Below are 23,585 nucleotides of genomic sequence, written 5' to 3' on the forward strand. Positions count from 1 at the left end.
TCAAATCGGCAGGGGGCCGTCTGTTTTCATCTGATCCATCACGATCTGGCTTTGAACGCGGGCTACAGCCGGATGCGGCAGAAGAACCTGATGAATCAATTCGTTAAGACCGGCGAGGTCCATGCAATATACACGCAACAGATAGTCGGCATCACCGGTCATTGTCCACGCCGAGGTGATCTCGGGACGCAATTTCACGATCCTTGTGAAGGTTTTCACCTTGTCGGGCGCATGTGTCGCCATCTGCACGGTCACAAAGGCCTGCACGCTCAGACCAAGGGCGGCAGGGTCAAGCTTGGCAACGTATCCTTCGATGAGTCCCGCCACCTCAAGCCGCTGCCGCCGCCGTCCGATCTGACTGGCCGAAAGCCCAAGCGCCGTGCCAAGAGCATCCGCCGTTGCATGGGCGTCCTCTTGCAGCGCAGTCAGCAACCGCAGGTCTATGTCATCAAGCTTGGTCATGCGGTGATATTGCAGGAAATGCATTTAGGACGCAAATAGTTCGCAAATAAACAACAGAAGATCGCCAGTTTGCGCAAAATTCGCGCATGAATTGGCTTACTTTTGAGGCGAAGCGAACAGATAGGAGGCCCTTATGGGTCCGTTCCCGCACGATGCACCCCGCGCCAAGATCACAGCCGAGAACCCGGCTGGGACGGACGGTTTTGAATTCGTCGAATTCGCCCACCCCGACCCGCAAGCCCTGCGCGACCTCTTTGACCAGATGGGGTACACGCATGTCGCAACCCATGCCACGAAAGCGATTGAGGTCTGGCAGCAGGGCGACATCACCTATCTGATCAATGCCGAACCCGACACACATGCCGCGCGGTTCATCGAAGAACACGGCCCCTGTGCGCCGTCGATGGGCTGGCGGGTCGTGGATGCGGATCACGCTCTGAAACACGCAGTGGCAAAAGGTGCGAAGGAATACACCGGCCCCGGCAAGGCGCTGGACGTGCCCGCCATCATCGGCATTGGCGGAAGCCTGATCTATTTCATCGACCAATACTACGACACCTCGCCTTACAATGCCGAGTTCAACTGGATCACCAACGCCCATCCCGCCGGCGTTGGATTTCATTATCTCGACCACCTCACGCACAATGTATTCAAGGGAAACATGGACGTCTGGTTCCGTTTTTACGGAGATCTGTTTAATTTTCGTGAAATTCGCTTTTTCGATATTGAAGGAAGGTTCACCGGCTTGCTGAGCCGTGCCTTGACCTCGCCCTGTGGCCGCATCCGCATTCCGATCAATGAAGACCGCGGCGAGACCGGGCAGATCGTGAATTACCTCAAGAAGTACAACGGCGAAGGCATCCAGCATATCGCTGTAGGTGCGCGCGACATCTACGAGGCGACGGACGCGATCCATGCACGCGGCATCCGTTTCATGCCGCCGCCGCCGGGCTCGTATTACGAGCTCAGTCTGAAGCGCATCCCGGGGCATGACGAACCGCTGGAAAAGATGAAACGACATGGCATCCTGATTGACGGAGAAGGGGTGGTTGACGGAGGCGAGACGAAGATCTTGTTGCAGATCTTTTCCAAGACCGTGATCGGGCCGATTTTCTTCGAGTTCATACAGAGAAAAGGCGACGACGGGTTCGGAGAGGGGAACTTCAAGGCGCTGTTCGAGAGCATCGAAGCTGAAGAGATGGCGTCGGGCGAGTATTGACGCTTTTCGCATCCTTCAGGGATGCGATCCGCCGGGGGGCGCTGCCCCCCGGACCCCCCGGGATATTTTTGAACACAAGAAGGGGCATGGTGGACGCTTGCCCCGGCTGTGGAAGCCCGGTATTCACAGGCTCATGAAGCGAATTTTTGACATGGATGATCGCGCGCGCCTTAGAGAGCGGTTCTTTGGTGCGACGCTGACCGTGCTGGCCCGCCTGTCCTGAGCCACGCCCGCTCGGCGCGGTATCGCGCATCTTTTCATGTATTTCAGGGACTTTTCAAATGACAAACCCACGCACTCTCTATGACAAGATATGGGACGACCATGTCGCTCACGAAGCCGACGACGGCACCTGCCGTCTGTATATCGACCGCCACCTTGTCCACGAGGTGACGTCGCCTCAGGCCTTTGAAGGTCTGCGCATGGCAGGCCGCGCGGTGCGCGCGCCGGACAAGACCATCGCGGTTCCGGATCACAATGTGCCGACGACGGCGGGGCGAAATAATCCCGACCAGATGCCGGAAGACAGCCGCATTCAGGTGGCAGCCTTGGACAAGAACGCCAAGGACTTCGGTATCCACTATTACCCGGTGTCCGACATCCGTCAGGGCATCGTCCACATCGTTGGCCCCGAGCAGGGCTGGACGCTGCCGGGCATGACAGTGGTGTGCGGCGACAGCCACACGGCGACCCATGGCGCGTTCGGTGCACTGGCGCATGGCATCGGGACATCCGAAGTTGAGCACGTCCTGGCCACGCAGACGTTGATCCAGAAGAAATCGAAGAACATGAAGGTCGAGATCACCGGCAAACTGCGCCCCGGTGTGACCGCCAAAGACATCACGCTTTCGGTCATCGGCAAGACCGGCACCGCCGGCGGAACCGGTTACGTCATCGAGTACTGCGGCGAAGCGATCCGTGATCTGTCGATGGAAGGCCGCATGACGGTCTGCAACATGGCCATCGAAGGGGGCGCGCGTGCGGGCCTCATTGCGCCGGACGAGAAGACGTTCGACTACGTGAAAGGCCGCCCACATGCTCCGAAAGGTGCTCAGTGGGAGGCGGCGCTGGCCTATTGGAAGACGCTCTTCTCTGATGACGATGCGCATTGGGACATGGTTGTTACGATCAAAGGCGAAGACATCGCCCCCGTCGTCACATGGGGCACCTCGCCTGAGGATGTGCTGCCGATCACCGGGGTCGTCCCGTCGGCTGACAGTTTTAAAGGCGGCAAGGTCGGCGCCGCGCAGCGCTCGCTCGATTATATGGGGCTGACGCCCGGGCAGAAGCTCTCGGACATCGAGATCGACACGGTCTTCATCGGCTCTTGCACCAATGGTCGCATCGAAGACCTGCGTGCCGCGGCTGAAGTCGTCAAAGGCAAGAAGATTGCCGTGAAGCGCGCGATGGTCGTTCCCGGTTCAGGTCTTGTGCGCGCGCAAGCCGAGGAAGAGGGGCTGGCGGATATCTTCAAGGAGGCCGGCTTTGAGTGGCGCCTTGCGGGATGCTCCATGTGCCTTGCGATGAACCCCGATCAGCTTGCTCCCGAGGAGCGCTGTGCGTCCACTTCGAACCGCAACTTCGAAGGGCGTCAGGGCTTCAAGGGCCGCACGCACCTCATGTCACCCGGCATGGCCGCCGCTGCCGCAATCACCGGCAAGCTCACCGATGTGCGCGATCTGATGTGACGCCGGGCGACCGTGAACAGGAGGTTAAGCCCCCGCACGGTCGCACCGACGCAATACCGACGCAATACCGACGTTGCACCGACATGCCGGTCAACTGAGGTCAGGAGACGAGACAATGGAAAAATTTACCAACCTCACCGGGATCGCAGCACCAATGCCGCTGGTGAATATCGACACCGATATGATCATCCCCAAGCAGTTTCTGAAGACAATCAAACGCACCGGCCTTGGCGCGAACCTTTTCGACGAGATGCGCTTTGATCGGGAAGGCAGCGAGATCGAAGATTTCGTTCTTAATCAACCGGCCTATCGCAAGGCGGAAATCCTTGTCGCCGGCGATAACTTCGGCTGCGGTTCCAGCCGCGAGCACGCCCCTTGGGCGCTCTTGGACTTTGGAATTCGCTGTGTGATTTCAACGTCTTTTGCGGACATCTTCTACAACAACTGCTTCAAGAACGGCATCCTGCCGATCGTGTTGCCCAAGGAAGACGTCGACAAACTGATGGATGATGCGTCCCGCGGGGCCAATGCCACGCTGACCGTCGATCTTGAAAGCCAGACGATCAAAGGACCCGATGGTGGCGAGATCGCCTTCGATGTTGATCCATTCCGCAAGCACTGTCTTTTGAATGGTCTGGACGATATCGGGCTCACAATTGAAGCCGCTGCCAGCGCGATTGACGCATTTGAAGCCAAGGCCTCTTCCGAGCGTCCTTGGGTCTAAGCCAAAATCAACCACAAAATATGGGGCCGTCCTTCGGGGCGGCCCTTTTTTCATGCCAAAATGATGCAATCTCGCACCATTCACACCACGAAAATGCCTCAGACTCCCATCAGGGTTAACGGGTTGTTGCCGTATCTGGGGAAAGAAGGCAAAAATTGGGCAAAATTGAGGCAGTCCGTCATAATTGGCGGAACACAAAGAATAAAAAGCCGATCCTAAGTGTTGGATCAGGCCTGAATAAGGGGCAGTTCCGGTGATAATCCGGCTGACAGGGGCAATCGTCCGTGCATTACTGGTCGTGGTTCTTTTGGCCACGCCGTCGCTGTTGTTGCCTGGCATGACCAGCGATACGGCACAGATGGTTATGCTTGTGGCGATCTTTGGCGCAGGGCTTACGTTCTTCGAATATGCGTCATCCTATCCGGGGCTCATTGAGTTTCGCGACGCACCGCCCTTTAACCGCATCCGCTTCATGTCTCTCTTCTTGACCGTTGTTTTACTTGCACTTTTGACCCGCGGACAGGTTGAGCCGTCGGGTTTGACCACCTTCGTTTCTGGCGTCGGAGCATCCATCGGCGATGTCATCGACTTCCCATATTCTCCTGTGCGCCTCGTTGTTTTGATGCTGCCGCCTGATACATCGGTCGACCATATTGCACTTGTGCGCAATTCGGCCGGTATCAGTTACCTGATCTCGCTAGTCACCCTTGCGATCTTCATCATTTTGCAACGTGTGCGGCGTTGGCCATTGAAAAACGGCTCGTTCAACGTCTGGGTCAACCTCCCGACATTTGACCCCACGGCCGGCGGAGACGTGGTCGAGCGCCTTGAAAGAGATGCGCGCTTTAACATTGCCTTAGGGTTTTTGCTGCCATTCCTGACGCCAGCGGTGATCAAATCGGCAACGGCTCTGTTTGGCTCTGTCTCGCTTGAAAACCCGCATACGTTAATCTGGACGGTGGCGGCATGGGCATTCTTACCGGCTTCTCTTTTCATGCGCGGTATCGCGATGGGACGGATTGCGGGCATGATCACCGAAAAGCGGCGCCAGACCAAAATCGACGACGAAGCCGGCAACGGATTGCTGCCCGCCTAAGCCTCTGCTTTGCGGTTTGACTTTTGTGCGGACCGGCGATTTCCGAAACATTAAGAATTGCAGTATATCACACCGAACTGTCCGGCGACGGTCCCGGACTTTTGTTGCGCGATATCGAAAAAGGCGATGATCCGCAGATTCGGTCCAGCCTGCGTGTCGTGAAAAGCGCGGGGGCGGATGCAATTGTGCTTGCCGATTTCGACTATGACGCGAACCTCGCGGCGCTGAACGCCTTTGCCGACCTCCTCGAAATCTATCCTCATCGCTTTGCTCTCGCCCCGAACCGTGGGGTACAGACCGGCCATGACCTCGACCGCGATGGTCGTTTCGGAGAACCTGAAGATGCCCAGGGCTACGGTCGGTTTGCAGGCGACGGCGGACTTGCCATCCTGTCGAAATGGCCGATTGAAAACTCCGCCGTCCAGGATTTCTCATCGATGCTGTGGCAGGATCTTCAGGGTCAGATCGCCCCCGAAGCGGCAGCCCCACAACAACGCATTTCAACCACGGGATATTGGATTGTGCCTCTGAAAGTAGCAGAAAATCAGATACTTAACCTCCTTGTCTGGCACGCCACACCCCCGGTTTTCGACGGCCCCGAAGACCTGAACGGACGGCGCAATCACGACGAGGCCGCGCTTTGGCTCAAAGTGCTGGACGGCAGTCTTGGCACACTCCCCGACGCTCCCTTTATCGTGGCGGGCATCTCAAATCTCGATCCCATCGACGGCGACGGTCGTCCCGCTGCGCTCCAAGCCCTCATGTCTCACCTGATGCTTCTCGATCCAGCACCAGAAAGTCCGGGCGCGATCGTCGCCGCCGCCACGGATGGCGGCACGAACCTGACCCACAAGGCCCCGCCGCGACCGATACCGTCGACTGGCCAGACGCCCCAGGTCGCCCCGGCAACCTGCGTGTCACCCTTGCGCTGCCATCGCGCCACCTGCGGGTTATCGACAGTCAGTTTCTCTGGCCCGCTGACATGACCGACCCGCTCGGGCAGGATGTCGCGACCGCGTCGCGACACCGCCTCGTCTGGCTGGATGTCTGCATCTCAGACTGCTGAAAACCTTCGCTTTCCGCTGTAAATACCACAGGCTTCTTGACGCTCCGGCAGGGCAGGAGTACGCCCCCTCAAACCCTGACGTCGGAGATCAAAATGACCAATCCTTCCCTCCTCATTCTTGCCGGTGACGGCATTGGCCCCGAAGTGATGGCCGAAGTGCGCAAAGTCATCGACTGGTATGGCGCCAAACGCGATCTGACTTTCGATGTCAGCGAGGATCTGGTCGGCGGTTGCGCCTACGACGCGCACGGAACACCCCTCACGGATGAAACCATGGCCAAGGCGCAAGCTGCCGATGCCGTGCTCCTCGGCGCTGTGGGTGGCCCGGCCTATGACAACCTCGACTTCTCGCTCAAACCCGAGCGCGGACTTCTGCGCCTGCGCAAGGAAATGGACCTCTACGCTAACCTTCGCCCCGCCCAATGCTTTGATGCACTTGCAGATTTCTCGTCCCTGAAGGCGGATGTCGTTGGCGGCCTCGACATCATGATCGTGCGCGAACTGACCTCGGGCGTCTACTTCGGCGAGCCGCGCGGCATCCACAAAGAGGGCAACGAGCGCGTCGGCATCAACACCCAGCGGTACACCGAAAGCGAGATCGCCCGCGTCGCGCGTTCCGCTTTTGAACTGGCCCGCAAGCGCAACAACAAAGTCTGCTCGATGGAAAAGGCAAACGTGATGGAATCGGGCGTCCTGTGGCGCGATGTCGTCACCGAAATCCATGCCGCAGAATACCCGGACGTGGAACTCAGCCACATGTATGCCGACGCAGGCGCGATGCAGCTGACCCGCTGGCCCAAGCAGTTCGACGTCATCGTCACCGACAACCTCTTTGGCGACCTTCTGTCCGATCTGGCCGCGATGCTCACAGGATCGCTTGGCATGCTGCCATCCGCTTCGCTTGGCGCACCAACGGCCAACGGGCGTCCCAAGGCGCTCTACGAGCCCGTGCATGGCTCAGCACCCGATATCACGGGGCAGGGCAAAGCCAACCCGATCGCCTGTATCCTCAGCTTTGCGATGGCCCTGCGCTACAGCTTTGACAAGGGCGACGAGGCGACACGTCTCGAACAGGCCGTCGAAGCCGTGCTGGCAGACGGGCTGCGCACTGCCGACCTTATCGGCGAAGAAGGCCGCGCACCTGTCTCCACCAGCGAGATGGGTGCCGCGATCATCGCCAAACTCGACGCATCGCTATAATATCAGGCAACGCGGGCCTTGTGCCCGCGTCATAGCTGCCATCTGCAATTGGCGACTTGACGTAACATCCCCTTAACGCGAGGTCTTGCATACCTGCCGCAGGATCGAAGCCATGGTTGAAAAGTCAAATCTCAGGGGCGTGGCCTTCGCGCTGACCGGTTTTGCCGTGTTCTCGACCCATGACGTCGTGATCAAAGTGCTGGGCGGCAGCTACGCACCGTTTCAAATCCTCTTCTTTTCGGCGTTGCTCGGTTTTCCAGTCGCGACGCTGATGCTGATATCCGACAAGACCCCCGGCACCCTGCGTCCAGTGCATCCCTGGTGGGTTCTTGCGCGCACCGCAGCCGCTCTGATCACCGGCGTTTCGGCCTTCTATGCCTTTTCCGTTCTGCCTCTGGCGCAGGTCTATGCCTTCATCTTCGCGGCCCCGCTCCTGATCACCATATTGTCGATCCCGATGCTGGGCGAGAAAGTCGGCACGCACCGCTGGGCGGCGGTCGCAATCGGTCTTCTGGGCGTGCTGATCGTCCTCAGACCCGGTGCGGAAGCCTTCACGCTGGGTCATGTCGCAGGCTTGACGGCGGCGGCTGGCAGCGCGCTTTCCTCCGTCATTGCGCGTAAAATCGGAGCCGAAGAACGCAGCGCTGTGATGATGCTTTATCCCATGTTGGCCAATGTGGCGATCATGGGCATGATCTTGCCCTTTGTTTACGTACCCATGCCGATTGAACACCTTGGCCTGCTGGCGATTGTCGCGGTTTTCGGGTTCATCGGCGCGCTGTGCACCATTCTGGCCTACCGTTCGGGCGACGCCGCGATCGTTGCGCCTATGCAGTACAGCCAGATCATCTGGGCCGCCGTTTTCGGAGCCGCATTTTTCAACGAATTCCCCGATCGATTCACCTGGATCGGAGCGGGCGTTATCGTTCTGGCAGGGGTTTACGTCGTCTTGCGCGAAAGCATGAGCGGCAAGTCGAACAACACGCCCGTCCTGCACACACGGTCGCGCGCTGAAACCGGAACGACGCCCCGGATCAGCGCAATGCTGCGCGCGCGTTCGGATCGTGTGCTACCGGGATACGAAGCTCTCGCTCTGAAACAGCAACGCAGGTAGTGCGCCGCGTGGTCACTCAACCACTGCAAACCGCTCTTGGTCACTCTCTCGCATTCGCAGCAGTCTTCAGAAGATCTTGCCGGGATTCATGATGTTATCCGGATCAATCGCAACTTTGATCGCCCGCATCACGTCGGTCGAAGCGCCAAGCTCGGCTTCAAGATAGGCGCGTTTTCCCTGACCGATGCCATGCTCGCCAGTGCAGGTGCCTTCCATCGCGATAGCCGTCTGGTTCAGCCAACTGACATAGGCGCGCCCCCGCGCCATCTCGTCCGGATCATCCTTCATTACCAACAGACTGGTGTGAAAATTCCCGTCGCCCACATGCCCGACAATCGGAGCGACCAATCCCAACTCGTCGGTTTTCGCCTGCGCCTTCGTCACGCATTCTGCAAGCCGCGAAATGGGGACGCAAACGTCCGTTGCCACGACCTCCGCACCCGGCCGATAGGCAAGGGCGGCCCAATACACATCGTGGCGTGCCTGCCAAAGCTTCGTGCGTTCTTCGGGCGATGTGGTCCAGGCAAAACCCGTTCCGCCCACATCCCGCGCGATCTCGCCGAAAGTTTTTGCCTGCTCCGCAACGCCAGCGTCCGAGCCGTGAAACTCCAGCAAGAGCAACGGCGTCTCGGGCAGGTTCAGTTTTGAATAAGCATTGCACGCCTTGACCTGAAGCGCGTCCAGCAGCTCGATCCGTGCCACTGGCACTCCCATCTGAATCGTTGCGATCACCGCATTGCAAGCTGCCTCGACGCTTGGGAAAGAACAGGTCGCCGACGACATCGCTTCGGGGATGCCATGCAGGCGGATCGTCATTTCTGTGATGATCCCAAGCGTACCTTCCGACCCGATCAGCAATCGGGTCAGATCATAACCCGCCGACGACTTTCGCGCCCGCTGCCCTGTGCGGATCACCTGACCACTCGGCAGCACGGCTTCCAGTGACAGAATACAGTCCTTCATCGTGCCATAACGCACCGCATTCGTACCGCTGGCCCGCGTCGCGGCCATTCCTCCAAGTGACGCATTCGCGCCTGGATCAATCGGAAAAAACAGCCCCTGATCCCGCAGGTATTCATTCAGTTGCTTTCGCGTGACGCCGGGTTGCACGACGCAATCGAGATCCTCGGTATGGACCGCAACGATCTTGTCCATCTGACTTACATCGATGCAAATGCCGCCAGCAGCGGCATTGACGTGACCTTCCAGCGAAGTGCCGGTCCCGAAGGCAATGATCGGGACTTTATGTGTCGCGCATACGTTCACGATCGCCGCGACCTCGTCGCGGGAGCGCGCGAACACCACAGCATCGGGGGGCTGGTTTTCGATCCATGTGGTCGTATGACCATGTTGTTCGCGCACGGACAGTCCCGTTTGCAGTCGCTCGCCAAACTGCTGTTTCAAAATGCCGATGGCCGTTTCAATGCCGAAGTCGTTGCGCGTCAATGCCGCTGTCATGGTTTCCTCCCCCTGAGGCCCGAGCGGCTTATGATAGCACGCGCCAGCCGATGTCACGGCGACAAAATCCATCCGGCCAGTCTATAGAATCCACGTTCCGGTAAGCCGCCTCGCGCGCAGCCTCCAACGTCGCAGCCCGCGCTGTGACATTCAACACCCGACCGCCACTTGCGACCACCCGGTCGCCATCCCGCTTGGTTCCTGCGTGAAAGACCATGTGAAAACTATCTTCCCCAATCCGGTCCAGCCCACTGATCTTGCTGCCTTTTTCATAGGCGCCGGGATACCCATTCGCGGCCATCACCACGGTCATCGCGTGATCGTCCGCCCAGGTGACACGCGCCTGCGCCAACCGCCCTTCGGCGCAGGCATGAATCAGATCAAACGCCTGAGCGCCCAGTCGCATCATCAAGATCTGACACTCCGGATCGCCAAACCGCACATTGTATTCTACCAGCCGGGGCGCGCCGTCCTTAATCATCAACCCGACATAAAGAACCCCCTGATAGGGTGTCCCGCGCCGCACCATTTCCGCCAATGTCGGCCGCACGATCTCGTCCATCGTTCGCTGCGCCACCTCATCGGACAGCACCGGCGCCGGCGAATATGCCCCCATGCCACCGGTGTTCGGCCCCGTATCGCCCTCGCCAACACGCTTGTGATCCTGTGCCGTTCCAATCGGCAAAGCGTCCAGTCCATCACACAGCACAAAGAACGACGCTTCCTCGCCGTCCATGAACTCTTCGATCACGACCTCCGCGCCCGCCGCGCCAAAAGCCCCGCCGAACATGTCGTCAATCGCGTCCAGTGCCTCCGCCTCGGTCATCGCGACCACGACGCCTTTTCCCGCCGCCAGGCCATCTGCCTTCACGACAATCGGAGCACCCTGTGCACGGACATAGGTCTTCGCACCCTCCGCATCGTCGAACCGCGCCCAAGCCGCCGTTGGAGCGCCCGCCGCATCGCAAACCTCCTTGGTAAATCCTTTCGAAGCCTCAAGTTCCGCCGCCGCCTGACTTGGCCCGAACACCAAAAAACCGGCAGCGCGCAGATCATCCGAAACCCCGGCCGCTAAAGGCGCCTCCGGCCCGATGATCACGAAATCGATGCTGTGTTCTTCCGCAAAGGCCACAACTTCGGCGCCGTCATTGATGTCCAAATCCGCGCAGGTCGCAATCTCGGCGATCCCTGCGTTGCCTGGCGCCACGATCAACACATCGCACTTCGGGTTTTGAAGCGCCGCCCACGCCAGAGCATGTTCACGTCCGCCGCCGCCAAGAATGAGAATATTCATCGCTATGTTCCGCTTCACCTCGCCTCTCAGGCGTTCTAGGGTCCTGGAAGTGCAAGCACAAGCCAGAGGCCCCATGGACCTTTTCGAAGACACCCCCGGCGACAACGCCCCCGAATTTTCGGTCTCGGAAATCGCCGGTACGGTGCGCCGTCTGATCGAAGGCGAATTGTCATATGTCCGCGTGCGCGGCGAAGTGGGCCGGGTCACCTTGGCGCGCTCAGGCCACCTTTATTTCGATCTCAAGGACGACAAGTCCGTCCTGTCCTGCATGACATGGAAAGGGCAGGTCTCGGGGCTGGGCACCATGCCCGAGGAAGGCATGGAAGTCATCGCGGAGGGCAAAATGACCGCTTCCGGCTTTTCCTCAAAGTTCGCGCTGAACGCCGTGCGCGTCGCCGTCGCGGGCGAGGGCGCCTTGATGGCGATGCTGGAAAAGCGCAAGAAAAAGCTGGCCGCGGAAGGTCTGTTCGAAGAGGCACGCAAGAAGCCGCTTCCCTATCTACCTGAAATCATTGGCGTTGTGACCTCACCCCAAGGGGCCGTCATTCGTGACATCCTCCATCGCCTGCGCGACCGCTTCCCCCGCAAAGTACTGATCTGGCCCGTCGCCGTTCAAGGCGAAGCCTGCGCCCCACAGGTCGCGAATGCGATCCGGGGTTTTAACGCACTTACCCCCGGCGGCGCGCTCCCACGCCCCGATTTGCTGATCGTCGCACGGGGCGGTGGCTCCATTGAAGACCTTTGGGGGTTCAACGAGGAAATCGTCGCCCGCGCCGCTGCCGAAAGCGATATCCCCCTGATCTCGGCTGTCGGCCACGAAACCGATATCACCCTCATAGATTTCACCTCCGACAAACGCGCTCCGACTCCGACGGCCGCCGCTGAACTGGCAGTCCCTGTCAGGCTCGATCTCATGGCATGGACGGACGCCCAAGAAGCGCGCATCTCCCGCGCCATCGGCAATTCTGTCAGCCGCCGCAAAGAAAAACTCCGAGACCTGATCCGTGTCCTGCCCCGCGCCGACGCCCTGCTGAACGAACCCCGGCAACGGCTAGATCGCGCAGACGACGCCTTGCCCCGCGTGCTTCGCCAAACCGTTGAACGCCGCGCAGCCAAACTTTCGGAGTTTGCCCGCGCCCTGCGTCCCGCCACCTTGCGGACGCGCATCAAGACCGAAGAAACGCGCCTGAATGAATGGTCCCGCCGCCTTGGTCCCGCCTTGACCCGAGGCGTTGACCGCCGCCGCGACCGCCTGAATGCACTACATCTTCGATCTGCGCCGATTACCCAAAAGCTTGAAAGGCAATACAAGGATTTCAACGCTCTGGCGCCGAAACTTGATGCTGCTTTCACGATACGCCTCGCGCGCGCCGCTGAAAAAATCGACGCCCTCGACCGCCTCCGACGCTCTATCGGCTACGAAGAAACGCTGAAACGTGGCTACTCGGTTGTGCGGGCAGGCGAAACAATCGTCACCGGAGCCGAAGCCGCCAAATCCGCCGCGTCGCTCGAAATTCAATTCAAAGACGGCCGCGTCAGCGTCACCCCGGACGGCGCAGCACCGAAGCCAAAATCACGAAAGAAAAAGCCCGATCAAGGTAGCCTGTTCTAAACCCCGATCTTCGGTCCCAGACACATCAACGGCTCATCTCGTCGATCCAGTTCATAAAGTTCGGTCGCTTCCGGGTTGTTCTCAAACCGCGCCAAAAGCCGACCGTCTCGCATGTAGAACTGCCAGCACTGAGGCGATGGAAGTTCATCATAAACAAAACAAACCTGCTCGCCCGACGGATACCATTCGCCTTCCTCGCATTCGCCGTCCAGATACGACCACCGCACCCGCCGCCCGTTGAAATACTCCTCAGCTCCGTATTCCATCCCGCGCGTCGAATACGACAGCGTCTTGCCCGTCACGATGGATTCGAATTCCAACGGTGAGACCGGGCGATCAGCGGCAAACCCCATGCCCGGCAGGGCGCACAACAGGAAAATCAATACTCTCATGCCCCCATGTTTCGCATCCGCGTCACGCGTTGCCAATCCAAGATGCGAAAACAGCGCCAAGACGTCGCTTTTCGTCGCTCAAGCCCCCGCCGACAGTCTAGGGTGACTGCGAAACGGGAAGAACCGAGGAACCGGCATGTCGTTGGACGAAAGCAAAAAAGGCGTTTGGAAATCAGGCCGCGGCAAAGGTCGTCACACGCCCAAAGGACGCCAGCTTGACGATGGCGCGCACGCCGATGTCCTGGCTCTGCTTGGCGACGCCCCCCGCAATCGCGATCTGCTAATAGAATTCCTGCACCTCATCCAGGACTCCTACGGCCACCTCTCCGCCGCCCACATGCGCGCGCTGGCCGAAGAACTGCGCTTATCCCAAGCCGAGGTTTACGAGGTCGCAACCTTCTATGCGCACTTCGACGTTGTGAAAGAAGGCGAAACACCTCCTCCTGCGCTCACAGTCCGCGTCTGCGACTCGCTTTCCTGCGAACTGGCTGGCGCGCAGGCGCTGAGATCCGCGCTCGAAACCGGCGCTGACCCAACCAAGATCCGCATCCTGCGCGCGCCCTGCATGGGCCGCTGCGATACAGCGCCCGTCGTTGAACTCGGCCATAAGCACATCGACCACGCCACCCCCGAAAGCGTGCTCGCCGCCGCGAAAGAGGGCGACATCCACGCCGAAATTCCTGCCTATGAAACCTTCGACGCCTACCGCGCCGCCGGTGGCTACGAAGCCCTCGCCAAACACCGCGCGGCAGGGGATTGGGACGCCGTTGAAGAAACCGTTCTTGCCTCCGGCCTCCGCGGCCTCGGCGGCGCTGGCTTCCCGTCTGGCCGCAAATGGGGCTTTGTGCGCTCCTACGACGGCCCGCGCCTCATGGCGGTTAATGGCGACGAGGGCGAACCCGGAACATTCAAGGATCGCTACTACCTTGAACGCACGCCGCACCTCTTCCTCGAAGGCATGCTCATCGCGGCCGCCGCCGTCGAGGCGACCCGCGTCTACATCTACATGCGCGACGAATACCCCGCCGTCCTTCACATCCTCGCAAAAGAAATCGCAGCGCTTGAGGCCTCAGGCATCGCAGCCCCAGGCTATATCGAGGTCCGCCGCGGCGCGGGTGCCTACATCTGCGGTGAAGAAAGCGCGATGATCGAAAGCATCGAAGGCAAACGCGGCCTGCCGCGCCACCGCCCGCCTTTCGTCGCACAGGTCGGCCTTTTCGGTCGCCCGACACTGGTCCACAATGTCGAAACCCTCCACTGGGTCGCCCGCATCTGCCGCGAAGGCCCGGAAGTTCTCTCCAGCGTCGAGAAAAACGGCCGCAAGGGCCTGCGCTCCTATTCCGTCTCCGGGCGCGTCCAAAACCCCGGCGTCCACCTTCTCCCCGCTGGCTCGACGATCACCGACATCATCGAAGCCGCTGGCGGGATGACCCCCGGCCACACCTTCAAAGCCTACCAACCCGGCGGCCCGTCCTCCGGCCTCTTGCCTGCGTCCATCAACGACGTGCCGCTTGACTTCGACACGCTCCAACCTCTTGGCAGCTTCATCGGCTCAGCCGCCGTCATTGTTCTGTCCGATAAAGACAGCGCCAAAGCCGCCGCGCTCAACATGCTGCGCTTTTTCGAAGACGAAAGCTGCGGCCAATGCACCCCGTGTCGCGTGGGATGCGAAAAGGCCGTGAAGCTGATGCAGGCCGACACATGGGACCAGCCACTGCTCGAGGACCTCTGTCAGGCCATGGCCGATGCATCCATCTGCGGCCTGGGGCAGGCAGCCCCGAATCCGATCCGTCTGACAATCAAACACTTCCCGGACGAAATCTGAGGTCGCAAAGGCTTTTCCTTCTCCGCGCAACCGCTTAGGTGAGAGGAAACGTGGCGCGGAGGCTTCATGGCGTTTTTTAAGAAATTAAAGGATCGGCTGTTCAAGTCGTCTTCGAAGATCGACGGGGGACTCAATGCCATCGTCGAAGACGGTGGCGTTGAAGAAGAGGCCACTATCGAGACACCCGTGCCGATCGCCGATCCCGCACCGTCACTTGACTCAAAGCCAGTTGAGGCGACCCTTCCAGAGCCAGAGCCAGAGCCAGAGCCAGAGCCAGAGCCAGAGCCAGAGCCAGAGCCAGAGCCAGAGCCAGAGCCAGAGCCAGAGCGAATTCGTGAAGTGGCTCCGACGTCGCAACCAGCCCCGGAGCCCGCCAAGCCCGGGTTGCTAAACCGCCTATTCTCGCGCCCCGAGCAAAAAACCGTCATTCGTCGCACGCTGGACGACGACATGCTGGAACAGATCGAGGACTTGCTTATCTCCGCCGACATGGGCGTTGAAACTTCGATGCGCGTGGCCGCCAATATGGCCGAGGGCCGCCTTGGCAGGAAATTCTCGACCGATGAGCTAAAAGACGTCATGGCGACTGAAATCGCGCGCATCATGGAGCCGGTCGCCAAGCCAATGCCGATCTACCAGAAACGCCCGCAAGTCGTGCTTGTGGTCGGCGTCAACGGCTCCGGCAAGACCACGACGATCGGCAAACTGGCCTCGCAATTCCGCGCCGCGGGCAAAACTGTCGTGATCGCGGCGGGCGATACCTTCCGCGCCGCTGCAGTCGAACAGTTGCAGGTCTGGGGCGACCGGGCTGGCGTGCCCGTCATGACCGCCCCCGAAGGCTCCGATCCGGCAAGCCTCGCCTTCGAGGCGATGACCAAAGCCGAAGCCGACGGAGCGGACCTTCTTATGATCGACACGGCGGGTCGCTTGCAGAACCGCCAGGATCTCATGGAAGAACTGGCAAAAATTGTCCGCGTGATCCGAAAAAAAGACCCCGATGCACCACACAACACATTGCTGGTGCTGGACGCAACAACGGGTCAGAACGCCCTGAACCAAGTCGAGATTTTCCAGAAAATCGCGGATGTGTCGGGCCTTGTCATGACCAAGCTCGACGGCACCGCAAAAGGCGGCGTGTTGGTGGCACTCGCCGACCGCTTCGGCCTGCCCATTCACGCCATCGGCGTGGGCGAGCAAATCGACGACCTCGCCCCGTTTGACCCCCGCGAATTCGCCGCCGCCCTGACGGGTCTTGACGAATGAACACCGCCCCAAGAAACAGCCTGAAACATGCTCAGCTTTTCCACTGATGCCGCTACGGTGCGCGAATATTGTGCCCTGCGCGATGCGTCAGGATTGGGTGCCTTTCCCGATGAAAACGCGCGTATTGGATTGGCCAACACACTGACGGCAGTCTGGCTGCGTCATGAAGGTCGCTTGATAGGTATGGCTCGCATCATCGGTGATGGTGGCTGTTTTGCGCAGGTAACGGACGTTGCCATTCACCCTGACTTCCAACGTCAGGGCCTCGGTGCGCGCGTGATGGAGCAGCTTCTGCTTCAAGCCCGCGAAACTCTGCCGAAGGACCTCTACATCAGCCTGATCGCGGGCCCCGGTGCGGAAAACCTCTATGCCAAATTCGGCTTTAAATCGCTGCATGGCATGGCGCGAACCCTGCCTTGAGCGCGTGGCTCATCTCTCTTGAAGGCACCGACGCCGGGAAACAGATGGCGCTTGCCCTCGCGTTGATGGCCGCCATTCTACACGCACTTTTCGGAGCCCTGCAAAAAGGTCGTTACGATCCTTACACCACGCGGGCCGCCATCGATGGCTGCTACGCCCTGATGGCGCTGCCCTTCGCGCTCTTCATGGTGCCTTGGCCGGAACCCGAGGTCTGGCCACTGTTCGCGGTCGTTTGGATCATCCATATTGGCTACAAACTGGCCCAGGCATCGGCCTATTCTGTCGGCGCCTATACGGTCGTCTACCCTGTCGTGCGGGGTATCGGGCCCGTGTTCACGGTCATCGGCGCGGGCATTCTCTTCAACGAAAGCTTCGCGCGTGTTCAATGGCTTGGTGTCGCCATGCTCGCCACCGGCATCCTCGGCCTTGCGGTCTATAACTTGCGCCACACTACGACCGACCGTGCCCGACTGCCGATGGCACTTGGCCTTGCGGTACTGACTGGTGGCTTTGTTGCGCTTTATACGACTTGGGACGCCTTCGTGATACGGGCGACAGCAGACCCATTCACGTTTGTCGCCTGGTTCTTTCTCATCGACGGCATCGCTTTCCCGCTCGCTTACCTCGCCTACCGGAAGGGCCGCCTGCCACGTCCCTTCACGCCGCTGCTCAGACTTGGCATCACGGGCGCCATCGTCGCGATATTCTCTTTCGGTGGCATCATGCTCGCGACGCGCCTCGACAAGGTTGGCGAAGCTGCCGTTCTGCGGGAAACGTCCGTCGTCTTCGCCGCACTCATTGCCTACCTTTTCTGGGGCGAGAAAGTCGGCCCGCGCCGTTTGTCCCTGATGGCCCTCATCGCATTGGGAGCCGTCGTGGTAGAGCTTGGGGGATGAATAATTCAACCGGCGTCATTGCAGGGCCGCACCGCCAAGGTTAAGTGAGCGCCATGGAAGAAAAAAAGTTGAACCCCGTCGTCAAGCAGGTCCTCGAACTTGGGCCGCCTCTGCTGTTCTTCGTCGCCTATCTTAAAATGCGCGACCAGACCTACACGCTTGGCGGCACGGACTACGATGGTTTCATCGTCGCTGCCGGTGTCTTCGTGCCAATCCTGCTGGTCAGCATCGCAATCCTTTGGAAACTCACCGGAAAACTCAGCCGGATGCAGGTGTTCACGGCTGTCATGGTGATCCTCTTCGGAGGCCTCACGGTCTGGTTCAACGACGAACGCTTCTTCAAGATGAAAACCACGCTGGTCTACGGTCTCTTTGCCGCCATCCTCGGAATCGGCCTTTTGCAGCGGCGATCATACCTCGCCTGGGTGATGTCCGAGTTCCTGCCGATGAGCGACGAAGGCTGGATGAAGCTGACAACGCGACTGGCGCTGTTTTTCGCCGGACTGGCCATCGCAAACGAGGTCATCTGGAGGACCATGTCGACCGATGCATGGGTAAAAATTGAAACGTTCGGATTCCCGATCCTGATGTTCATCTTCCTTTGGACGCAGATCATGAGCCTTCAAAGCCACATCATCGAAGACGACAGCGACAAGACCACCTAGCCAAAGACGTCATCGGTATCGTCGCGCCCTTCCAATGCAACCAGCACATCACGTTCCAACCGGTCAAGAAACCGCAACCCCACTCTTTGATCGTGCGACCATTGAACGAGGGCAGGGACGTTCGCCCCATGGAGATGTAACGCGACAGCACTTCCCGGCAGTACCGCGTAAGGCACCTTAAGCTTTGCGCCGTCGCGCGAGATATACAACAGAGTGGCCGCCACGTCCTCGCCATCGACGAAAAGCCGCACGGTCACGCAGACCTTGCGACGTGTCGGACGGTAGTCGTCGTTGGTTTGTCGGAACGCCTTCATCTGCGCTGGCATAAGGCCGACGCGTTAAGGAATTCTGAGCGTCAGCCTGTTTGGCCGAACATGATGCGATTGGCCTCGGCTTTTTCTTCGGCCGTTTGCTTGCGATCCCGCAGTTCCTGCCCGACAGCGCGCCCTTTGCGAACTGCCCCACGTGCCCCGACCGTATCCAGCCAACGCGCGAAATGCGGTTTGTCTTCAATCGTTTGTTCCTGACCCTTCCAGTTCTGCGCCCATGGCCAGATCGCCATATCGGCGATCGAGTAAAAATCTCCGGCAACATATTCATTTCGGGCCAACTGCGTATCCAGCACCCGGTAAAGTCGCGAGGTTTCGTTGCGATACCGGTCCTGCGCATAAGGCAGCACCTGAGGCGTCTCCAGACCGGGCGCGTATTTGATAAAGTGATGGTTCTGCCCGGCCATCGGACCCACGCCACCCATCTGCCACATCAACCACTGATCCACTGCGATGCGCTCTCGTTCGGTGTCGCCGCAATACATGTCGGTCTTGCGCGCAAGATATTGCAGGATCGCACCGCTCTCGAAGATTGAAACCGGCGCGCTGTCGGGGCCTTCCGGGTCAATGATCGCGGGTATCCTGTTGTTCGGAGCAATTCGCAGAAATTCCGGCGCGAACTGATCACCCTTTCCGATATCCACCAAATGCACTGTGTAGGGCAGTCCCATTTCCTCAAGAGCAATGGTGATTTTCCAGCCATTCGGGGTGGGCCAGTAGTAAAGATCGATCGGTTGGGTCATATCATTTCCTTGCACGCTCCCCTGCGAATTGGGGTCCTTTCGCTTAATGACAAGGCACGCGCCCGGCAAGTTCAAATCTTGACGCCCGCCCATCGGCAGAGTAGCCAAAGTCTACCGTGGCGATTTGTTCACCGGATTGCGGGCCACGTTAAACATTCCGCTAAAGAGGTCAGGGACGTGACCCACGCCCCCGGCGCTCCGCGGTGGGGGCTTTTTATTTGGAAAGGAGGCGTCCCCATGTCAAAGGATTGGAACACCCGCACAAAGCTTGTGCATTCCGGAACTCGGCGCAGCCAGTACGGCGAAGTGTCAGAGGCAATCTATCTGACGCAAGGTTTCGTCTACGACAGCGCCGAACAGGCGGCGCAGCGGTTCGAAAAGCTGGGCGAGGATGAATTCATCTACGCCCGCTACGGCAACCCAACCGTCGCCATGTTCGAAGAACGTATTGCGGCGCTGGAAGGCTCGGAAGACGCCTTTGCCACTGCCAGCGGCATGGCGGCCGTGAATGGCGCTTTGACGTCCATGCTGAAAGCCGGCGACCATGTGGTGTCGGCGCGCGCGCTTTTCGGCTCTTGCCTCTACATCCTAGAAGACATCCTGACCCGCTACGGCGTCGAAGTGACCTTCGTGGACGGTACCGATCTGGACGCATGGCGCGCCGCGGTGCGTCCCGACACCAAGGCGGTATTCCTTGAAAGCATGTCGAACCCAACGCTTGAGGTCATCGACCTCAAATCCGTCGCGGAAATCGCCCATGCTCAGGGCGCGCTTGTCGTGGTCGACAACGTTTTTTCAACGCCCGTCTTCAGCCGTGCACTCTCGCTCGGGGCCGATGTGGTGGTCTATTCCGCGACCAAACATATCGACGGGCAGGGGCGTGTTCTGGGCGGCGTGATCCTTGGCACCAAGGACTTCATCCGCAAGACCGTCGAACCCTACCTCAAGCACACCGGCGGCGCGATGAGCCCCTTCACGGCCTGGGTCTTGTTGAAGGGCATGGAAACGCTGGACCTGCGCGTGCGCGCGCAAGCCGACGGAGCGCTGAAGGTGGCGCAGGCGCTTTCAGGCGACGCGCGGCTGTCGCGTGTGATCTACCCTGATCTGCCCGATCACCCGCAGCACGATATTGCCAAAGCGCAGCTTGAACGCGGCGGGACTGTCGTTGCGATTGAGGTAAAGGGTGGGCAGGCGGCTGCGTTCAAAATGCTGAATGCGCTTGAGATCGTGACCATCTCGAACAATCTGGGGGACGCGAAGTCGATCATCACGCACCCGGCGACGACGACCCATCAGCGGCTCAGCGAAGAGCAGCGTCTTGAACTGGGCATCACGCCGGGGCTGGTCCGGCTGAGTGTCGGGATCGAAGACGCTGATGATCTGGTTGCCGATCTGCGGCAGGCTTTGGATGCTGTTTGAAGGCAAGGCTGTGTTGCGCCGCGCTGATGCGCGTCGCGGTGGGGGCTCTGCCCCCGGCCTGTCGGCCTCCCCCGTGGTATTTTTAAAAAGGTGAATAGAATGTGTGCGACATGAAGCCGTTCTTGATATTGCAACTCCGACCAGAAGATGAGGCCGCCGATGGGGAATATCGGGCGATCCTGAAAAAGGGCGGGCTTGATAGCAGACGTGCGGTTCGGGTGCGACTTGAACGGGACGGCTTGCCCGAAGGTCTGTCGCTTGATGACTTCGCAGGCGTGGTCGTCGGCGGTGGTCCTGGTTGCGTCAGTGATGCGCCCGAGGAGAAATCCGTCGACGAAGCGCGCGCCGAAGCGGCCATGTTGACTTTGATGCCTGAAATCACCGCGCGCGACATTCCATTCATGGGCTGTTGCTATGGCATCGGCATTCTGGCCTACCATCTTGGCGGCGAGGTTTCCAAGGCACGATACGGCGAACCTGTGGGACCTGTAGCGTGCGAGGTGACCGAAGATGGCGCGCGCGACCCGCTGCTGCAGGGCCTGCCGCGCGGTTTCAACGTGCTGGTCGGCCACAAGGAAGCGGTCCAGGCTTTACCCCCGGGCACCGTGCACCTCATGTCCTCGGAGCCTTGCCCGTTTCAGATGATCCGACACGGCGAAAACGTCTATGCCACGCAGTTTCACCCCGAAGCCGACGGCGACGTCTTTGCCGAACGCATCCGCGTCTATAAGCACCGCGGCTACTTCCCGCCAGAGGCGGCTGACAGCCTGACGCAGGCTGTCTATGAGGCGGATGTTTCGACCCCGCCAGACATCTTGCGCAGGTTTTTTAGCCGCTACGGATGAACCAATTCCGCTCTCGCTGCGTAAAAGGAACGTGAACAGGCTGAAACTCGGGGCACAAGGCCCCATGTAGTCGGTTCCCCTGAAGGAGAGAGTGCCATGAACGTCCATTCCACAGATTTTGACCGCGAACCAACCCGGGATGAGGCGAAGGAAGCTTTGGCCCTCTTGCGCAAATGGGCGCGCGAGGCCGATACTGCTGAAATCGACACGCTTGATCCTGCCATTGCGCGCCTGATGCCGTCGGCTCCGGAAGATTATCCCTTTTTTACAAGAGAATACGCAGAGGACTTCAATGTCGACACGGCCTACAAAGCGAGTCTTCCCGACCTGCAAAACGGCCCGGAATCGTTGATTAAAGGCGCGCATCGCGCGATCCAACACGTCGGGATCTCGAACTTCCGCCTGCCGGTTCAATTCCGATCGACCACGGGGGCGCCGCGCACGCTGGAAACCTCGGTGACGGGCACCGTCAGCCTCGATGCCGATAAGAAAGGCATCAACATGAGCCGCATTATGCGCAGCTTTTACACCCATGCCGAAGAGGAATTCAGCTTTGAAGTGATCGAAGCCGCGCTCGATGACTACAAGACCGATCTCGAAAGCTTCGACGCCCGTATCCAGATGCGCCTGTCCTATCCGATGAAGATCGAAAGCCTGCGCTCAGGACTTTCCGGATGGCAGTATTACGACCTCGCGCTGGAAGTTGTGGACAAGGCCGGAGTGCGCACCCGCGTACTGCATCTCGACTATGTCTACTCGTCGACCTGCCCGTGCTCGCTCGAACTTTCCGAACACGCGCGTCGCACGCGTGGTCAGCTTGCGACACCACATTCACAACGATCCGTCGCGCGTCTCTCGGTGGTGATCGACCCAAGCGCAGACACGCTTTGGTTCGAAGACATCGTCGGCCTCTGCCGGATCGCCGTGCCGACCGAAACGCAAGTTATGGTGAAACGCGAAGACGAACAGGCCTTTGCAGAATTGAATGCAGCGAACCCGATCTTCGTTGAAGACGCCGCCCGACTTTTTGCCGAGCAGCTTCAGTCGGATGCGCGGATCGGTGACTTCCGCGTGGTGGCCAGCCATCAGGAAAGCCTTCACAGCCACGATGCCGTGTCAATCCTGACCGAAGGCGAGACCTTTGAGGCAACCAGTCTCGATCCACGCTTCTTCGAAACCCTGTTCCACACCGGTTGATGCTTTCGTTTGCCTCTCGTCCAGCCTAAAGTTGCGACGAGAGGGGCACGACAATGGCAAAGGCACAAAGCTGGACGTGTGATTGCGGCAAGGTCGTGATCAACTTCAACCTGTCGAGCGCCGCGCGGGTGGTCTGCTATTGCAGGGACTGCCGCGCCTTCGCCCGATACCTCGACCATGCGAACATACTTACGCCCGCCGGCGGAACAGAGGTCGTGCAAACGCTGCCAGAACGTTTCGACTTCGTCTCGGGCAAAGAGCACCTGGCTTGCCTCAATATCACTGGACGCGACCGGCTGCGGTGGTTTGCCAGATGCTGCAACACACCGATTGCCACCACGCTGTCTTCGCGTTTCATTCCTTATATCAGTGTCATAGCCGCAGGTTTTCCGGATGCGACGACCATCGGTCCAATCCTTGCCCACGCGCACCGGAAACATGCGACCCCGCGCATTAAAGGAGACATGGGCAATATGAACCGCGTGATGACGGGCATGGCGTTGCGTGCGGCGGCGTCCTTTGTCACGCTCGGTCCATGGAAATCCCCCTTCCGCGCGCCAGACGGCACGCCCGTGACAGAGGTTCAACACATGAGCGATGACGAACGTGCGCACATCTACGATCAGCCTGCCCAGAGTTGACTTGGCCCACATGACGC

23 protein-coding genes and 1 riboswitch are annotated in these 23,585 nt (G+C 59.6%); of the genes, 17 read left to right on the forward strand and 6 right to left on the reverse strand.

What is annotated here, in order from left to right; all coding sequences use genetic code 11:
* Complete coding sequence (locus BOA8489_RS14555; protein ID WP_093975088.1) at positions 1–462, reverse strand: Lrp/AsnC family transcriptional regulator; 462 nt, start codon at positions 460–462, stop codon at positions 1–3.
* A gap of 133 nt (positions 463–595) precedes the next feature.
* Here BOA8489_RS14555 and hppD point away from each other — a divergent pair, with 133 nt between their 5' ends.
* From hppD to BOA8489_RS14595, 7 genes are all read left to right on the forward strand, one after another.
* The gene (hppD, locus tag BOA8489_RS14560) at positions 596–1,681 is read left to right on the forward strand and encodes a 4-hydroxyphenylpyruvate dioxygenase (RefSeq protein ID WP_093975029.1); all 1,086 of its coding nucleotides are present in this window, start codon (positions 596–598) and stop codon (positions 1,679–1,681) included.
* A gap of 281 nt (positions 1,682–1,962) precedes the next feature.
* A complete protein-coding gene (gene leuC / locus BOA8489_RS14570; RefSeq protein ID WP_093975031.1) occupies positions 1,963–3,369 on the forward strand; it encodes a 3-isopropylmalate dehydratase large subunit in 1,407 nt (468 codons plus the stop codon).
* 115 nt (positions 3,370–3,484) lie between these two features.
* On the forward strand, positions 3,485–4,093 hold the full coding sequence (gene leuD, locus BOA8489_RS14575) for a 3-isopropylmalate dehydratase small subunit (RefSeq protein ID WP_093975032.1): 609 nt from the start codon (positions 3,485–3,487) through the stop codon (positions 4,091–4,093).
* Positions 4,094–4,346: 253 nt separating this feature from the next.
* Complete coding sequence (locus BOA8489_RS14580) at positions 4,347–5,189, forward strand: hypothetical protein (RefSeq protein WP_093975033.1); 843 nt, start codon at positions 4,347–4,349, stop codon at positions 5,187–5,189.
* A 104-nt stretch (positions 5,190–5,293) separates the two neighbouring features.
* Positions 5,294–6,175, forward strand: a complete 882-nt coding sequence (locus BOA8489_RS14585) for an endonuclease/exonuclease/phosphatase family protein (protein WP_306345766.1) — start codon at positions 5,294–5,296, stop codon at positions 6,173–6,175.
* A 173-nt stretch (positions 6,176–6,348) separates the two neighbouring features.
* The gene (leuB, locus tag BOA8489_RS14590) at positions 6,349–7,455 is read left to right on the forward strand and encodes a 3-isopropylmalate dehydrogenase (protein WP_093975034.1); all 1,107 of its coding nucleotides are present in this window, start codon (positions 6,349–6,351) and stop codon (positions 7,453–7,455) included.
* A 112-nt stretch (positions 7,456–7,567) separates the two neighbouring features.
* Complete coding sequence (locus BOA8489_RS14595) at positions 7,568–8,569, forward strand: DMT family transporter (protein WP_093975035.1); 1,002 nt, start codon at positions 7,568–7,570, stop codon at positions 8,567–8,569.
* Between the two features lie 66 nt (positions 8,570–8,635).
* On the opposite strand, the gene BOA8489_RS14600 is transcribed toward BOA8489_RS14595, so the two are convergent.
* Both BOA8489_RS14600 and purD read right to left on the reverse strand, forming a co-directional pair.
* Positions 8,636–10,027, reverse strand: a complete 1,392-nt coding sequence (locus tag BOA8489_RS14600) for an FAD-binding oxidoreductase (RefSeq protein WP_093975036.1) — start codon at positions 10,025–10,027, stop codon at positions 8,636–8,638.
* Between the two features lie 28 nt (positions 10,028–10,055).
* Complete coding sequence (gene purD / locus BOA8489_RS14605; protein WP_093975037.1) at positions 10,056–11,321, reverse strand: phosphoribosylamine--glycine ligase; 1,266 nt, start codon at positions 11,319–11,321, stop codon at positions 10,056–10,058.
* A gap of 73 nt (positions 11,322–11,394) precedes the next feature.
* Between purD and xseA the strand changes: the two genes are divergently transcribed.
* Positions 11,395–12,933, forward strand: a complete 1,539-nt coding sequence (gene xseA, locus BOA8489_RS14610) for an exodeoxyribonuclease VII large subunit (protein WP_093975038.1) — start codon at positions 11,395–11,397, stop codon at positions 12,931–12,933.
* Here the strand turns inward: xseA and BOA8489_RS14615 are convergent.
* Positions 12,930–13,325 carry a hypothetical protein gene (locus tag BOA8489_RS14615; protein WP_093975089.1) on the reverse strand — a complete coding sequence of 132 codons (396 nt, stop codon included), beginning with the start codon at positions 13,323–13,325 and terminating at the stop codon, positions 12,930–12,932. The two genes, xseA and BOA8489_RS14615, sit on opposite strands and share 4 nt — an antisense overlap.
* Positions 13,326–13,461: 136 nt before the next feature.
* On the opposite strand from BOA8489_RS14615, the gene BOA8489_RS14620 reads away from it, so the two are divergent.
* From BOA8489_RS14620 to BOA8489_RS14640, 5 genes are all read left to right on the forward strand, one after another.
* Positions 13,462–15,150: an NAD(P)H-dependent oxidoreductase subunit E gene (locus BOA8489_RS14620; protein WP_093975039.1), complete on the forward strand. Its 1,689-nt coding sequence runs from the start codon at positions 13,462–13,464 to the stop codon at positions 15,148–15,150.
* Positions 15,151–15,216: 66 nt separating this feature from the next.
* Complete coding sequence (gene ftsY, locus BOA8489_RS14625) at positions 15,217–16,413, forward strand: signal recognition particle-docking protein FtsY (RefSeq protein ID WP_093975040.1); 1,197 nt, start codon at positions 15,217–15,219, stop codon at positions 16,411–16,413.
* Between the two features lie 27 nt (positions 16,414–16,440).
* Positions 16,441–16,833: a GNAT family N-acetyltransferase gene (locus tag BOA8489_RS14630; RefSeq protein WP_093975041.1), complete on the forward strand. Its 393-nt coding sequence runs from the start codon at positions 16,441–16,443 to the stop codon at positions 16,831–16,833.
* Positions 16,830–17,729 carry an EamA family transporter gene (locus BOA8489_RS14635; protein ID WP_093975042.1) on the forward strand — a complete coding sequence of 300 codons (900 nt, stop codon included), beginning with the start codon at positions 16,830–16,832 and terminating at the stop codon, positions 17,727–17,729. The genes BOA8489_RS14630 and BOA8489_RS14635 overlap by 4 nt, the downstream gene beginning before the upstream one ends.
* A gap of 53 nt (positions 17,730–17,782) precedes the next feature.
* The gene (locus tag BOA8489_RS14640; protein ID WP_093975043.1) at positions 17,783–18,394 is read left to right on the forward strand and encodes an inner membrane-spanning protein YciB; all 612 of its coding nucleotides are present in this window, start codon (positions 17,783–17,785) and stop codon (positions 18,392–18,394) included.
* Here the strand turns inward: BOA8489_RS14640 and BOA8489_RS14645 are convergent.
* Entirely contained in the window at positions 18,391–18,720 is a 330-nt protein-coding gene (locus BOA8489_RS14645; protein WP_093975044.1) for a PilZ domain-containing protein, read from the reverse strand. The genes BOA8489_RS14640 and BOA8489_RS14645 overlap by 4 nt on opposite strands.
* Before the next feature lie 29 nt (positions 18,721–18,749).
* Positions 18,750–19,466 (reverse strand): glutathione S-transferase N-terminal domain-containing protein, encoded by a 717-nt coding sequence (locus BOA8489_RS14650; RefSeq protein WP_093975090.1) that lies wholly within the window; start codon positions 19,464–19,466, stop codon positions 18,750–18,752.
* Between the two features lie 106 nt (positions 19,467–19,572).
* Positions 19,573–19,651: riboswitch (SAM riboswitch) on the forward strand.
* A gap of 52 nt (positions 19,652–19,703) precedes the next feature.
* Here BOA8489_RS14650 and metZ point away from each other — a divergent pair.
* The 4 genes from metZ to BOA8489_RS14670 all read left to right on the forward strand — a co-directional run bounded on the left by metZ (position 19,704) and on the right by BOA8489_RS14670 (position 23,568).
* Positions 19,704–20,885, forward strand: coding sequence for an O-succinylhomoserine sulfhydrylase (gene metZ, locus BOA8489_RS14655; RefSeq protein ID WP_093975045.1), 1,182 nt, complete (start codon positions 19,704–19,706; stop codon positions 20,883–20,885).
* 110 nt (positions 20,886–20,995) lie between these two features.
* The gene (locus BOA8489_RS14660; protein ID WP_093975046.1) at positions 20,996–21,730 is read left to right on the forward strand and encodes a glutamine amidotransferase; all 735 of its coding nucleotides are present in this window, start codon (positions 20,996–20,998) and stop codon (positions 21,728–21,730) included.
* 96 nt (positions 21,731–21,826) lie between these two features.
* Entirely contained in the window at positions 21,827–22,927 is a 1,101-nt protein-coding gene (gene folE2 / locus BOA8489_RS14665; RefSeq protein ID WP_093975047.1) for a GTP cyclohydrolase FolE2, read from the forward strand.
* Positions 22,928–22,980: 53 nt separating this feature from the next.
* Positions 22,981–23,568, forward strand: coding sequence for a DUF6151 family protein (locus tag BOA8489_RS14670; protein WP_093975048.1), 588 nt, complete (start codon positions 22,981–22,983; stop codon positions 23,566–23,568).
* Positions 23,569–23,585 lie beyond the last annotated feature (17 nt).

The organism is Boseongicola aestuarii, assembly GCF_900184815.1.
Classification (GTDB): domain Bacteria; phylum Pseudomonadota; class Alphaproteobacteria; order Rhodobacterales; family Rhodobacteraceae; genus Boseongicola; species Boseongicola aestuarii.

What these genes read in the sequence shown, in the direction of transcription:
- BOA8489_RS14555 (WP_093975088.1), bottom strand. Translation starts at nt 462, where the DNA reads ATGACCAAGCTTGATGACATAGACCTGCGGTTGCTGACTGCGCTGCAA.
- hppD (WP_093975029.1), top strand. Translation starts at nt 596, where the DNA reads ATGGGTCCGTTCCCGCACGATGCACCCCGCGCCAAGATCACAGCCGAG.
- leuC (WP_093975031.1), top strand. Translation starts at nt 1,963, where the DNA reads ATGACAAACCCACGCACTCTCTATGACAAGATATGGGACGACCATGTC.
- leuD (WP_093975032.1), top strand. Translation starts at nt 3,485, where the DNA reads ATGGAAAAATTTACCAACCTCACCGGGATCGCAGCACCAATGCCGCTG.
- leuB (WP_093975034.1), top strand. Translation starts at nt 6,349, where the DNA reads ATGACCAATCCTTCCCTCCTCATTCTTGCCGGTGACGGCATTGGCCCC.
- BOA8489_RS14595 (WP_093975035.1), top strand. Translation starts at nt 7,568, where the DNA reads ATGGTTGAAAAGTCAAATCTCAGGGGCGTGGCCTTCGCGCTGACCGGT.
- BOA8489_RS14600 (WP_093975036.1), bottom strand. Translation starts at nt 10,027, where the DNA reads ATGACAGCGGCATTGACGCGCAACGACTTCGGCATTGAAACGGCCATC.
- purD (WP_093975037.1), bottom strand. Translation starts at nt 11,321, where the DNA reads ATGAATATTCTCATTCTTGGCGGCGGCGGACGTGAACATGCTCTGGCG.
- xseA (WP_093975038.1), top strand. Translation starts at nt 11,395, where the DNA reads ATGGACCTTTTCGAAGACACCCCCGGCGACAACGCCCCCGAATTTTCG.
- BOA8489_RS14615 (WP_093975089.1), bottom strand. Translation starts at nt 13,325, where the DNA reads ATGAGAGTATTGATTTTCCTGTTGTGCGCCCTGCCGGGCATGGGGTTT.
- BOA8489_RS14620 (WP_093975039.1), top strand. Translation starts at nt 13,462, where the DNA reads ATGTCGTTGGACGAAAGCAAAAAAGGCGTTTGGAAATCAGGCCGCGGC.
- ftsY (WP_093975040.1), top strand. Translation starts at nt 15,217, where the DNA reads ATGGCGTTTTTTAAGAAATTAAAGGATCGGCTGTTCAAGTCGTCTTCG.
- BOA8489_RS14630 (WP_093975041.1), top strand. Translation starts at nt 16,441, where the DNA reads ATGCTCAGCTTTTCCACTGATGCCGCTACGGTGCGCGAATATTGTGCC.
- BOA8489_RS14640 (WP_093975043.1), top strand. Translation starts at nt 17,783, where the DNA reads ATGGAAGAAAAAAAGTTGAACCCCGTCGTCAAGCAGGTCCTCGAACTT.
- BOA8489_RS14645 (WP_093975044.1), bottom strand. Translation starts at nt 18,720, where the DNA reads ATGCCAGCGCAGATGAAGGCGTTCCGACAAACCAACGACGACTACCGT.
- BOA8489_RS14650 (WP_093975090.1), bottom strand. Translation starts at nt 19,466, where the DNA reads ATGACCCAACCGATCGATCTTTACTACTGGCCCACCCCGAATGGCTGG.
- metZ (WP_093975045.1), top strand. Translation starts at nt 19,704, where the DNA reads ATGTCAAAGGATTGGAACACCCGCACAAAGCTTGTGCATTCCGGAACT.
- BOA8489_RS14660 (WP_093975046.1), top strand. Translation starts at nt 20,996, where the DNA reads ATGAAGCCGTTCTTGATATTGCAACTCCGACCAGAAGATGAGGCCGCC.
- folE2 (WP_093975047.1), top strand. Translation starts at nt 21,827, where the DNA reads ATGAACGTCCATTCCACAGATTTTGACCGCGAACCAACCCGGGATGAG.
- BOA8489_RS14670 (WP_093975048.1), top strand. Translation starts at nt 22,981, where the DNA reads ATGGCAAAGGCACAAAGCTGGACGTGTGATTGCGGCAAGGTCGTGATC.